The organism is Clostridium sp. SHJSY1 (genome assembly GCF_031626875.1).
In the GTDB taxonomy this organism is placed as follows: Bacteria; Bacillota; Clostridia; order Clostridiales; family Clostridiaceae; genus Clostridium.
The window spans coordinates 93,235-105,773 of sequence record NZ_JANDMF010000005.1 but is presented as its reverse complement, the minus strand read 5'-3'; the positions used below and the strand labels follow the sequence as shown (position 1 = coordinate 105,773).

Sequence of the window (12,539 nt, the reverse complement as noted above, 5' to 3'; positions counted from 1 at the left end):
AATTTATAAAATTTGATATAATAGGTCAATAAATACTTCTATCATGAATATTATAGTAATAAGCATGAATAGGAGGAGTAAGATGTTTTTAATAAATAACGTCTTAGATATCATATCTAACTCCCTATTATTAACTGGTTATATCAATGGAAATAATACATTCCCATTACCTTTGGATGAAAAAGAAGAAGAAATATACTTAAAAAAATTAAAAGATGGAGATAAAAGAGCAAAAAGTGTGCTTATAGAAAGAAATCTACGATTAGTTGCTCACATAGTAAAAAAATATTCATTTCCAAATAAGGATGTTGATGAACTTATCTCTATTGGAACAGTTGGACTTATTAAAGCCATTGATTCTTTTGATATTGGGAAAGGGACTAGACTTGCTACCTATGCTTCAAGATGCATAGAAAATGAAATTTTAATGCTTTTTAGAAATAACAAAAAACAAAAAAGTGAAGTATACTTACAGGATCCAATAGGCGTGGATAAAGAAGGAAATGAAATTTGTTTAATTGATGTTCTGAGTAGTGAGAAGGATTCAGTGATTGATAAGGTAGAAAGTAATTTGCAAATTAAAGCTCTATATAACAAAATGTTTCAAATTTTAAGTAAAAGAGAATGCGACATTATAATGATGAGATATGGTTTGGAAGATGGTAGATGTAGAACTCAAAGAGAAATTGCAAGCTTGCTTAATATTTCAAGATCATATGTGTCAAGAATTGAGAAAAAGGCATTAAAAAAATTGGAAAGAGCTTTATATACTAAGTTCTAATGAGAAACTAAATTCTTCTAAGAAATTTAGAGGAATTTAGTTTTTTATATAAAAGTATAAATGTATAAGATAAGGTGGATTAAATATGTATTATATGAAAAATCTATTATTAAAGACAATAGAACTTAAGGCATCAGATTTGCATTTAATTGTTGGATCACCTCCAATAGTTAGAATTAATGGCAATCTTGAGAAAATTGGTGAAGAAAATTTGATTTCAAAAGATGTTGAGAAATTTGCAAAGGAAGTCTTGTCTTATAATTTTGAAAAATATATTAAAGCTGGAGAATATGATTCTTCTTTTGTTTTGGATGGAATTGGAAGATTTAGAGTGAATGTCTTTAAAGAAAAAAATAATGATGCTATAGCAATAAGGGTAATTAATTTTACAATACCAACATTAGAAGAACTAAAATATCCTAAAATTATTAAAGAATTAACAAGAAAAAGAAGAGGCCTAGTTCTTGTAACGGGACCAACAGGTTGTGGTAAATCAACTACGCTTGCTTCTATGATTAATGAAATAAACAATACTAGGAACACGCATATAATAACATTAGAAGATCCCATTGAATATTTACATAAACATAAAAAATCTATTATTAATCAAAGAGAGATAGGAAAGGATAGTAAGAGTTATAAAAATGCACTAAAAGCAATTCTTAGAGAAGATCCTGATGTGATTTTAATAGGTGAGATGAGGGATTTTGAGACTATAAGTATTGCAATTACTGCAGCAGAAACAGGACATTTAGTATTTTCAACATTACATACAATAGGAGCAGCAAAAACTATTGATAGGATAATTGATAGTTTTCCTTCAAACCAACAGCAGCAAATTAGAACTCAGTTAGCAACAGTGCTTCAAGGAATAATTTCACAACAACTACTACCTGAATTGGATGGTAGAGGAAGAATAGCAGCTTCAGAAATAATGACTATTACTCCTGGAATACAAAAATTAATTAGAGAAGGTAAAACTTATCAGATTCAATCTATTATACAAACAGGAAGTAGGTATGGAATGAAAACTATGGATATGTCTATAGCAGAGTTGTATAAAAGTAATATTATTTCTAATGAAATAGCTTTAGAGTTTGCAGTAGAAAAAGAAACATTGGAAAGAATAGTGATGTTATAGTATGATTTTTATTATAAATTCTTATAAAAGTATTGCATTAATATCTAAAAGAATTTAAATTTATTAATGAAAATAATAAAAATTAAAAATTCTTAAAGGATTTTGTATCTTTATGTTGAATATGATATATAGCTTAACTAACAGGGAGGAAACAAATGATATGCATAATAAAATGATAGCAGCAGTTGACTTTGGTAGTTCAAAGCTTTCAGCATCCTTAGGAAAGTTTGAAGAAGAAGAAGTAAATATTCTGGGAACTTCATTTTTGCCATCAAAAGGAATTGAAAAGGGCTTTATAACGGATGAAGTTAAATGTGGAAAAGCACTTAAAAATTTATTAAATAAACTAGAAGATAAAACAAAAGTATTGATTAAAGAAGTATATGCTGGTGTATCTACAAGAGGTTTAAGAATTGTAGAGGTAAATCCAAGTATAAAACTTAAAGAAAGTAAAGTCTTTATTAAACATACTAGATGGGCTATAGAAAAGAGTAAGAGACTAGTAAATATATTAGATGGGGAAGAAGTAGTTGATACAATAATTAATTATTATAGTTTAGATGATAAAATAAGTGATGATGTTGTTGGTTGTATTGGAAATAATTTAAAGGTGAATATTACTGTTGTTTTAGGACCAAGTGTAGAATTAAATAAATTTAAAAAAATTATATTAGATAATGGGTATATATTTAAAGGCTTTAAGGTCAATATATTATGTGGTAGAAAAATTTTTTTAGATGAAAAAAATTATATGGAATCAAAAGTACTAATAGATATTGGTGGAGGTACTTCAGATTTTGCGTTGTTTAATAATGGAACCTTAAAATATATGGGTAACATTCCATTGGGAGGGAACAATGTAACAAAAGATTTATCCATATGTGGTGAATTTTCAATGGGAGAAGCAGAAAATGTAAAATTAATATATGCTAATAATTATGAGACAATGTACAATGATGAAAGTATAGATGAATTTGTTAATATAGGTGCATCAAAAATATCTAAAACCCTGTTTTATGAAGTGACTAAAGCAAGACTTGAAGAATTATTTAACATGGTTAATAGTGGACTAAAAAACTCTTCCTATTATCAGGGGATTTGTAGTATAATAATATACGGAGATGGTATAAGCTACTATCAAAATATTTCAAATCTAGTTAAAAATGAGTTTGAAAAAAAAGCCAAGGTAATTACGAAGGATGATTTAGGGATGAAGAATTCCTTTAATATTACATCCTTAGCAATTGTTAAAGATGTATTTGATATTATGAAATTACTAAGTAAAAGTTCAACAGAAGTTGAGGGGAAAAACGATAAAAAATATTTACTAAATGATATGGATGACAAGAAATCTTTTGAGAAAACTAAGGGTGGAGTTTTCTTTAAGTTAAAGAGTTTTCTTGGAGATATATTCTAAAGGAGGAATTACTTTGTTAGATTTTGAAGTTGATATGCAAGAATTGACTAATATAAAAGTTATTGGTTGTGGCGGTGGAGGAAGTAACGCTGTCAATAGAATGATTGTTGAAGGAGTTAAAAACGTTGAGTTCATAGCTATTAATACAGATAAGCAAGCATTAATGTTATCGCATGCAAATCAAAAAATACAAATTGGTGAGAAGTTAACTAAAGGACTAGGTGCTGGAGCAAATCCAGAAATAGGACAAAAGGCTGCAGAGGAAAGTAGAGAAGAGATTACAGCTGCTATAAAAGGAGCTAATATGGTATTTATAACAGCTGGAATGGGTGGAGGTACTGGAACAGGTGCTGCACCAGTTGTAGCTGATATAGCTAAATCTTTAGATATTTTAACTGTAGGGGTTGTTACTAAACCTTTCCCATTTGAAGGAAAGAGAAGAATGAGATTTGCTGAAATGGGAATAGCTAACTTAAAGGAAAAGGTTGATACATTAGTAATTATCCCTAATGAAAGATTATTATCTATGGCTGATAAAAAGACAACTTTACTTGATTCCTTTAAATTAGCAGATGATGTGTTAAGACAAGGTGTACAAGCAATTTCAGACTTAATCACTATTCCAGGTGTTGTTAATGCTGACTTTGCAGATATAAAAGCGGTAATGCTTGATAAAGGTCTTGCACATATGGGTGTTGGATATGGTAAAGGAGATAGTAGAGCATCTGATGCAGTGAAACAAGCAATTGCTTCACCATTATTAGAAACTTCTATAAATGGGGCAACTGGGGTTATTTTAAACTTTACAGGTGGTGGAGACTTAGGAGCACTTGAAGTTTATGAAGCTGCAGATGTTGTAAGAGAATCAGCAGATCCAGATGCGAATATAATTTTTGGAGCTGTAATAGATGAAACGTTAAATGATGAAATTAGAATAACTGTAATTGCAACAGGATTTGAAGCTGAACCAAATGAAATATTTGTGGAAAAGAAAGTTGAAGAAAAGGTAAATGCAGAAGCAAAAGTTGAAGCTGCTACTACTGTGGTAGAAGAGGAAGCAAAACCTTCTTACAATAGACAAGAAGAAGACTTGGATATCCCTGTATTTTTGAGAAGAACAAAAAAATAATGTTAAGTAATAAAGAGCTCAGTCTAAATATGACTGGGCTTTTTTTTCGACCAAAGGATACAATAAGTTAAAGTTTAAGCTAATTTTAAAAATATATATTAGATTATAAAACTAATCAATAAAAATATAAAATTGTATGTTTTGAAAATCTACTTCTAAATTAGAGTTTATTGTTTTTATATGTAAAAAATGTACTTTAAAAAAAGTTTCTCTAGGAATTAAAATTGACAAAATTTTGAAGTGTAATGCTTTATAATCAATTTAAAGAAGGGGGACAAGAGATGGAGATTTATTTAGATGTTATTCTAATAGAAAACTTTATTGTGGATTTATTTTTATTATCTATTACTTTTAATGTAATAAAAGTACAAGTGAAAAATATTAAGTTAATATTAGCAGCTGTATTAGGTGCTTTATACACAATTGTTATGATTTTTAGATCGCTAAATATGTTTTCAGTATTTCCAATACAATTTTGTGTGGCATACTTAATGAACTTGATAATATTAGGGAGAAAAAGGTGGTTAATAGCCATTAAATCCAGTGGAATTTTTATACTATCATCAGTTACATTAAGTGGAATATGTTTTTATTTAGCAGAGATAAAAAATTCTTATAGTTTGTATAATGGATTAATTATTAATAATTTTTCTTTGAAATCATTGATATTAGCATTAATGATTATTTATATTACTTATTTTAGAGCTATTTGTTATATCAAGGAAAGGTCATTAATAAGTAGTTTTACATTTGATATTGAAATTTTTATAGATGATATAAAATATGTGATAAAAGGATTTTTAGATACTGGTAATGAATTAAGGGAACCAATTACTAATCTTCCATGCATAATAGTTGAAGAAAAATTATTTAGTGATTATACAATTAATGAGGACAAGGCCTATTATATAAATTATAGTGCTATAGGGTATGAAGGTAAATTGAAAGGATTTAAAGTTGACAAAGTTAGGATAAGAGGTGAAGGTGAGGAATTTAGAGAAGTAAAAGCAATAATTTGTCCTTGTAAGGAAGTATTAAGTAGAGAAAGAGATTTTAATGCTTTATTATCTAGAGGCATAATATAGAGGAGGAAATATGATTAGACTAGATATATTTTTTAACAGATTGGTACAAAAGCTTAAATTATTTAGAAAAAAAATTCACTATATAGGCAGAAATGAAGCTTTACCTCCACCATTAACTAAGGAGGAAGAGGAAGAACTTGTGGCACAGATTTTGGAAGGTAATGAAAATGTGAGGAGTACACTAATTGAAAGAAATTTAAGATTAGTGGTATATATTGCAAAAAAGTTTGAGAATACAGGAGTCAATATTGAGGATCTAATATCGGTAGGAACTATTGGACTTATAAAGGCAGTAAACACATTTAATCCTGAGAAAAAGATTAAGCTTGCTACTTATGCATCGAGATGTATAGAAAATGAAATATTAATGTACCTTAGAAGAAATAGTAAAATAAAAGCTGAAATTTCATTTTATGAACCTTTAAATATAGATTGGGATGGTAATGAATTACTATTATCAGATATTCTAGGAACTGAAAACGATACTGTTTATAATTTAATTGAAGATGAGGTTGATAAGCAATTATTATTTATGGCCTTTAAAAACTTGAATGAAAGAGAAAAAGAAATTGTTAAGTTAAGATTTGGATTGTTTGGAACACGAGAAAAGACACAAAAAGAGGTTGCTGATATGTTAGGTATATCTCAATCATATATTTCTAGGTTAGAGAAAAAAATTATTAATAGATTAAAAAAAGAAATTAGTAGAATGCTATAGTTTGTCTTTAGTATAAAAGAATCATCTATCGGAGATAATTATAAATGCAGTTAGTTATTACTTCCGAAGGGGCTGATGATATTGATCATTAACAAAGTAGAAATATGTGGAGTAAATACATCAAAACTCCCAGTTTTAAAAGAAAAGGAGAAAAGAGCACTACTTACACAAATGCATAATGGGGATAGTATGGCTAGGGAGACTTTTATAAAAGGAAATTTAAGGTTAGTGTTAAGCGTCATACAGAGATTTAATAATAGAGGTGAAAATGTAGATGATTTATTTCAAGTTGGGTGTATAGGCTTAATGAAAGCAATAGACAATTTTGATTTAAGCCAAAATGTTAAATTTTCTACATATGCAGTACCTATGATTATTGGAGAAATAAGGAGATATCTAAGAGATAATAATTCAATTAGAGTTAGTAGATCATTAAGAGATATTGCTTATAAAGCTTTATTAGTAAGAGATAAATTAATTAAGGATAACAATAAGGAACCCTCCATATCACAAATTTCAAAAGAGTTAAATTTACCAAGAGAAGATGTAGTTTTTGCACTTGATGCAATTCAGGATCCTGTATCTTTATATGAACCTATATATCATGATGGTGGAGATGCTATTTATGTTATGGATCAGGTAAGTGATAGTAAAAATACTGATGAAAGTTGGCTTGAGAATATATCAATAAAAGAAGCTATGAAAAAATTAACTGATAGGGAGAAATTAATATTAAATTTAAGATTTTTTAATGGGAAAACTCAAATGGAAGTAGCAAATGAGATAGGAATATCTCAAGCACAAGTATCCAGATTAGAAAAGACGGCATTAAAGCATATGAGAAAAAATGTTTGAAAGACGTTAGGGATAACCTAACGTCTTTGTTATGGCGGGTGATAATATTTAATAATTTGAATATATTATAATTAAGAATAAAAAGGATTATTTAGGAGGATAATTATGGAAGAAAGTTTAAACTCTATAAATGCAATGAAGATGATGGAAGTTGTTGATGTGAATATTGGAGCTAAAATCGGATTTATAAAAGATATAAAAATAGATTGTGATGAACACAAAGTATTATCTATAATTTTGCCTGGTGAAACTAAAGGATGGTTTTCAAAAACAGAAGATATAGAAATACCTTGGAATAGAATTGTTAAGATTGGAGTGGATGTAATCTTAGTGGATATAGGTGGGACAAGCAATCAGATTATTTCTGAATAATACTAGATAAAGTAAAGAAAAATATGTATAATAGCTTTATAAATTAAATAACTATTAAGGAAAGGCGAGAATAAGCATGAGGTGTCCCTTTTGTTCATATGAAGAAAGTAAAGTTGTTGATTCTAGATCAACTGATGATAATAATACAATAAGAAGAAGAAGAGAATGTTTAAGTTGTGGAAAAAGGTATACAACTTATGAAAAGATTGAAGATATTCCTATTCTTGTTGTAAAGAAAGATTTAACTAGAGAAAATTTTAATAAAGAAAAGATAATTAATGGTCTTATTATTGCATGTCAAAAGAGACCTGTTTCAAGAAAGCAAATTGAAGATATTGCAGAGTATATTGAAAAAAATATTTCAAATGGAATGTTTACAGAAGTTCAAAGCAAATATATTGGTGAGATGATAATGGATAAGTTAAAGGAAGTTGATGAAGTTTCTTATGTTAGGTTTGCGTCAGTTTATAGACAGTTTAAAGATATAAATACTTTTTTAGAAGAAATTAAAAATTTAATGACTACAAACTAATTTTATAGTTATAATATGGCTGCTGAATTCAATCAGTAGCTTTTTTATTTAAATAAAATTTAATAAGGGACATGAAAATAAATAATGAGTCCAAATTTGCCATGAATATTTTTCATAAGGCAAGGAAATTAATTGGTCTCATAGCGGACTGTTAGGGCAATCTGCTGACACAGGATGATGGAAAATAGTCTAGAGGATTGAGTTGTTATTTTTTTTGGATTGTTCCTAAGTTAAGCTTAGGTTAATTATTTCTATAAAAATAGAATGAAGGAGTTAATAATGTTAAAATAAGGTTATAAAGCATTTGAGGAGGAGTCATGAAGAATATTAAAATAGATGAATTAAATATGTATAAGGATTATTTAGTTATAGAAAATAAGAAAATAAAGGTTGTTTTTTCAACAGCAGAAGAGGGAAAAAACTTTAATAGACATACAAAGGAAGGGGTAAACAATCTTAATAAGTTAAATGAAGAATTTAATGTGGAGAATGTTGTTTATCTCAGACAGGTTCATTCTAATACTGTTTTGTCTTTTAATGGAGAAAATAATAAAGAGTTAATAGAAGCAGAAGGAGATGCACTTATTACTGATGTTAAAAATAGTATTATTGGAGTTTTTACAGCTGATTGCGTTCCAGTAATTCTGGTTGATGAGGAATTAGGTGCAGTAGCAGCAATACATTCTGGATGGAAGGGAACTTTTAATTCAATAACCAAAAATACCATTAGGAAGATGGAAGAAGAGTTTGGGGTAATTCCTAAAAATATTAAAGCTTATATTGGTCCTCATATTAGGAAATGTTGTTATGAAGTTTCAGAAGAGCTTAAAGAGAAATTCATTAGAGAAAAAAATATTAAAGAAAGTATTTTGTTTGATGGAAGAAATTTAAGTTTAGAAGAATGTATACTAAAAGATTTAAGAGAATGTGGAGTAAAAGAAGAAAATATTAATTGTTTAGGGCTTTGTACGCATTGTTCAAAGAAATTTAAACTGTTTTCATATAGAGCTTCTAATGGTGATTATGGAAGACTATTTTCATTTGTATTAATTAAGTAGGAGGATAAAACATGGCTGAAGAAAAAATACTAATAGTTGATGATGAGGAACATATTTTAGAACTTTTGAAATTTAATTTGGAAAATGTAGGTTATAAAGTTTTTACAAGTAATAATGGAATTGATGCATTAAAGTCAGTGAAAGATAATAAACCTGACATTGTATTGCTGGATTTAATGCTACCTGGAATAGATGGACTAGATGTATGTAAAGAAATGAAAAGTAATAAAGAAACTGCTAATATAGCTATAATAATGTTAACAGCTAAAGGTGAGGAACTGGATAAAATATTAGGATTAGAACTAGGTGCTGATGATTATATAACAAAGCCATTTTCCGTAAGAGAACTCTTGGCGAGAGTTAAAGCATTACTTAGAAGAATGTCTAATGTAAAAGATTATAATGAAGAAATCTTTGAAGATGGTAGATTAAAAGTCAATTTTGAGAGACATGAAGTTCTTATAGATAATAGTAAAGTTGACCTGACATTGAAAGAATTTGAATTATTAGAAATTTTGATTAAGAATAGAGGAAAGATACTTCAAAGAGAAACTTTATTGGATAAGGTTTGGGGATATGAGTATATTGGAGAAACAAGAACTGTTGATGTTCATATAAGATATATTCGCAAGAAAATTGAAGAAGATGATAAAAATCCTAGATATATAGAGACAATAAGAGGGGTGGGGTATAGGTTTAACCCTTTAGATAGTGATGAGAGGTAAGATATTAACTAGTGTTATAATAACGGTAATATTTGCTTTGTTTAGCGCTACTTCATTATTTATAATAATCGCTAATAATAATGAAATTGAAAAAACTACAGAATCATTGAGAAACTTAAATAATTATGTAAAGGAATTGAATATAAAAGAACCTCAAATTATAGAATCTTATAAAATAAATGAAGTGGGTGTTAGATGCACATTAATCAATAATGATGGTAAAGTTATTTATGATACTTATGGAAAATTGGAAGAGAATCATTTAGGGAGAGTAGAAGTTCAGGAAGCATTAAAAAATGGTAGTGGCTATTCAGTAAGAGCTAGTGATACAACTCATGTAAAAACTGTATATTATGCCTCTTTACTTGATGATGGGACAATATTAAGAACATCTATACCTTTTGAAACTGTTGTATTTTTTAACCATGATACTTATCTTTATTGGATTGCTATTATAGTGTGTATATTTGCTTTTTCTGTTTTTTTATCTACAAAACTTGTGAAGACTATAGTAGGTCCTTTGAAGGACTTGGAAAATGTCACAAGAAAAATTGCAAATGGAGATTTGCATATGAGGGTAAATCAAGATAATGGAGGAGAAATTGGATCTTTAGCAAGAACATTTAATAATATGGCTGATCAATTACAAAATCAAATTAATCAAGTTGTAGATAAGCAAAATAGATTAGAATCTATTCTAAGTTGTATGGAAAGTGGAGTTATTGCAGTAAATAGAAAAGATGAAGTTATTACAATTAATCCATATGCAAGAAGAATTTTTGGAATAAGGGGAGAAATCGCAGGAGAAAAAATTTCAGATTATATAAAGGATTATGATATAAATAATTTCTTAAATGGAAATGAAGGAGCAGAGAGAGAAATTAAATTATTACATCCAGTTGAAAGAATTCTTAGAATAAAAAAAGCAACTATAATATATGATTTGGAAAAGATAGGAAAAGTTATAACAGTTCAAGATGTAACAGATATTAAGAGATTGGAGAATATGAGAAGTCAATTTGTTGCAAATGTATCTCATGAATTAAAAACTCCATTAACATCAATAAAAGGTTTTGCAGAAACTTTAAGATATGTGGAGGATGATGAAACAAGGAAAAAGTTTTTAGGAATAATAGATAAAGAAGCAGACAGGCTTAGCAGGCTTATTAATGACATTTTGGTACTTTCAAAAATAGAAAGTGAATGTATTGGAGAAGAAAGTGAATTTTCACCAAACGCAGAGATAGATGATGTCCTACATATGGTTAAAAGTTTAGCAGAATCTAAGAATATTTCTTTAGTACTTGAGCAAACTAATACAGAAATGTTATATGGTGAAAAAGATAGATTTCTTCAGTTAGTATTAAATTTAGTGGAAAATGGAATAAAGTATTCTAATACAGGATCAACAGTAAAAATATGTAGTTATAGCAATGGTGGAGAATATATATTAAAAGTACAAGATAATGGAATAGGTATACCTAAAGATGATATTCCTAGAATATTTGAAAGATTTTATAGGGTAGATAAAGCTAGGAAAAGTGGAGGTACGGGGCTTGGACTTGCAATAGTAAAACATATTGTGAAAGCATTTAATGGAGATATAACTATTGATAGTACTCTGAATGTAGGCAGTAAGTTTACTGTGAAAATCAAACATATATAAATACGAAGATAAACTATTCTTTTTTTAATGTTAAAATTTCTTAACATTAATCTAATATAACTTAACATTAATCAAATCTTAGGTTAACTTTTAGCACCTATAATTTATATTGTAAGATATAAAAATAGATTTCGGAGGGGAAGTTAAAGTTATGAAAAAGAAAAGTTTAAAAGTTATAGTTGGAACTTTATTAGTTACTATGCTTGGGGGAGCTTTAGTTGGATGTGGTTCTAATAATTCAGACTCTGGAAATAATAGTGAAGAAACAACAATTTCTATAAGTGGGTCTTCGGCATTATTGCCACTTATGGAAAAATCGATAGAAGGATTTAAGGAAAAAAATTCTGGTTATGAAATTAATGCTCAAGCAGGTGGTTCTGGAATAGGACTAACTCAAGTTTCAGAAGGATCAGTAAACATAGGTAATTCAGATATTTTTGCTGAAGAAAAATTAGATAAAGATAAAGCAGCAGAATTAACTGATCATAAAGTTGTAGCACAAGGATTTGCTGTAGCTGTTCATAAAGATTTAGGAGTTAAGAATTTAACTAAGGATCAAATTAAAAAGATTTTTTCAGGAGAAATAAAGAACTGGAATGAAGTTGGAGGCCCAAACAAAGAAATTTTTGTTATTCATAGACCAGCATCTTCAGGAACAAGAGCTACTTTTGAAAAGACTATTCTTGATGGAAATAAAGCATTCGAAAATGATTCAATTGGAGCAACTCAGGATCAAAATGGATCGGTTTTAACTGCTATGAAACAAAATGATGGGGCAATAAGTTATTTGGGCCTTGCATATATGAATACTAGTGAAGTTAAAGAAAATTTGATAGGAGTTTCAATTGATGGAGTTGAATGTAATAAGGAAAATATCACAACTGGTAAATATCCTTTCTGGTCATGGGGGCACATGTATACAAAAGGTGAAGCAACTGGAGTGTCTAAAAAACTCATAGATTATATAATGAGTGATGATAATAAATCAGCTGTAGAGGAATTAGGGTTTATATCAGGAAATGAGATGAAAGTTAAATAATTAAACATTAAGGAATGGGAT

The 12,539-nt window shown here is 28.4% G+C and carries 13 protein-coding genes; all 13 read left to right on the top strand.

The genetic code is table 11. From position 1 onward, the window contains the following. The first annotated feature begins 82 nt into the window (after positions 1-82). The 13 genes from sigK (at position 83) to NNC19_RS04685 (ending at position 12,518) form a co-directional block, all read left to right on the top strand. The gene (gene sigK, locus NNC19_RS04745; protein ID WP_310937470.1) at positions 83-781 is read left to right on the top strand and encodes an RNA polymerase sporulation sigma factor SigK; all 699 of its coding nucleotides are present in this window, start codon (positions 83-85) and stop codon (positions 779-781) included. A gap of 85 nt (positions 782-866) precedes the next feature. Further along, entirely contained in the window at positions 867-1,922 is a 1,056-nt protein-coding gene (locus NNC19_RS04740; protein ID WP_310937469.1) for a type IV pilus twitching motility protein PilT, read from the top strand. A 160-nt stretch (positions 1,923-2,082) separates the two neighbouring features. Further along, positions 2,083-3,339 carry a cell division FtsA domain-containing protein gene (locus NNC19_RS04735; RefSeq protein ID WP_310937468.1) on the top strand — a complete coding sequence of 419 codons (1,257 nt, stop codon included), beginning with the start codon at positions 2,083-2,085 and terminating at the stop codon, positions 3,337-3,339. 13 nt (positions 3,340-3,352) lie between these two features. After that, positions 3,353-4,468 carry a cell division protein FtsZ gene (ftsZ, locus tag NNC19_RS04730; RefSeq protein WP_310937467.1) on the top strand — a complete coding sequence of 372 codons (1,116 nt, stop codon included), beginning with the start codon at positions 3,353-3,355 and terminating at the stop codon, positions 4,466-4,468. A gap of 281 nt (positions 4,469-4,749) precedes the next feature. Next, positions 4,750-5,553 (top strand): sigma-E processing peptidase SpoIIGA, encoded by an 804-nt coding sequence (locus NNC19_RS04725; protein ID WP_310937466.1) that lies wholly within the window; start codon positions 4,750-4,752, stop codon positions 5,551-5,553. Between the two features lie 10 nt (positions 5,554-5,563). Then, positions 5,564-6,271: an RNA polymerase sporulation sigma factor SigE gene (gene sigE, locus NNC19_RS04720; protein WP_310937465.1), complete on the top strand. Its 708-nt coding sequence runs from the start codon at positions 5,564-5,566 to the stop codon at positions 6,269-6,271. An 81-nt stretch (positions 6,272-6,352) separates the two neighbouring features. Beyond that, positions 6,353-7,126, top strand: a complete 774-nt coding sequence (gene sigG, locus NNC19_RS04715) for an RNA polymerase sporulation sigma factor SigG (RefSeq protein WP_310937464.1) — start codon at positions 6,353-6,355, stop codon at positions 7,124-7,126. A 105-nt stretch (positions 7,127-7,231) separates the two neighbouring features. Beyond that, on the top strand, positions 7,232-7,498 hold the full coding sequence (locus NNC19_RS04710; RefSeq protein WP_310937463.1) for a YlmC/YmxH family sporulation protein: 267 nt from the start codon (positions 7,232-7,234) through the stop codon (positions 7,496-7,498). Between the two features lie 76 nt (positions 7,499-7,574). Beyond that, positions 7,575-8,030, top strand: a complete 456-nt coding sequence (gene nrdR / locus NNC19_RS04705; RefSeq protein WP_310937462.1) for a transcriptional regulator NrdR — start codon at positions 7,575-7,577, stop codon at positions 8,028-8,030. A 317-nt stretch (positions 8,031-8,347) separates the two neighbouring features. Then, the gene (gene pgeF, locus NNC19_RS04700) at positions 8,348-9,088 is read left to right on the top strand and encodes a peptidoglycan editing factor PgeF (protein WP_310937461.1); all 741 of its coding nucleotides are present in this window, start codon (positions 8,348-8,350) and stop codon (positions 9,086-9,088) included. Between the two features lie 11 nt (positions 9,089-9,099). Next, positions 9,100-9,813: a response regulator transcription factor gene (locus NNC19_RS04695; RefSeq protein WP_310937460.1), complete on the top strand. Its 714-nt coding sequence runs from the start codon at positions 9,100-9,102 to the stop codon at positions 9,811-9,813. Then, entirely contained in the window at positions 9,803-11,479 is a 1,677-nt protein-coding gene (locus NNC19_RS04690; RefSeq protein WP_310937459.1) for an ATP-binding protein, read from the top strand. Before NNC19_RS04695 ends, NNC19_RS04690 begins: the two co-directional genes overlap by 11 nt. 151 nt (positions 11,480-11,630) lie before the next feature. Further along, positions 11,631-12,518, top strand: coding sequence for a phosphate ABC transporter substrate-binding protein (locus tag NNC19_RS04685; protein ID WP_310937458.1), 888 nt, complete (start codon positions 11,631-11,633; stop codon positions 12,516-12,518). Positions 12,519-12,539 lie beyond the last annotated feature (21 nt).

Bases quoted from the DNA above. Each gene is read 5' to 3' on its own strand.
- NNC19_RS04710 (WP_310937463.1), top strand. From the start codon at position 7,232: ATGGAAGAAAGTTTAAACTCTATAAATGCAATGAAGATGATGGAAGTT.
- NNC19_RS04685 (WP_310937458.1), top strand. From the start codon at position 11,631: ATGAAAAAGAAAAGTTTAAAAGTTATAGTTGGAACTTTATTAGTTACT.
- NNC19_RS04725 (WP_310937466.1), top strand. From the start codon at position 4,750: ATGGAGATTTATTTAGATGTTATTCTAATAGAAAACTTTATTGTGGAT.
- NNC19_RS04695 (WP_310937460.1), top strand. From the start codon at position 9,100: ATGGCTGAAGAAAAAATACTAATAGTTGATGATGAGGAACATATTTTA.
- sigE (WP_310937465.1), top strand. From the start codon at position 5,564: ATGATTAGACTAGATATATTTTTTAACAGATTGGTACAAAAGCTTAAA.
- NNC19_RS04740 (WP_310937469.1), top strand. From the start codon at position 867: ATGTATTATATGAAAAATCTATTATTAAAGACAATAGAACTTAAGGCA.
- nrdR (WP_310937462.1), top strand. From the start codon at position 7,575: ATGAGGTGTCCCTTTTGTTCATATGAAGAAAGTAAAGTTGTTGATTCT.
- sigK (WP_310937470.1), top strand. From the start codon at position 83: ATGTTTTTAATAAATAACGTCTTAGATATCATATCTAACTCCCTATTA.
- NNC19_RS04735 (WP_310937468.1), top strand. From the start codon at position 2,083: ATGCATAATAAAATGATAGCAGCAGTTGACTTTGGTAGTTCAAAGCTT.
- NNC19_RS04690 (WP_310937459.1), top strand. From the start codon at position 9,803: ATGAGAGGTAAGATATTAACTAGTGTTATAATAACGGTAATATTTGCT.
- pgeF (WP_310937461.1), top strand. From the start codon at position 8,348: ATGAAGAATATTAAAATAGATGAATTAAATATGTATAAGGATTATTTA.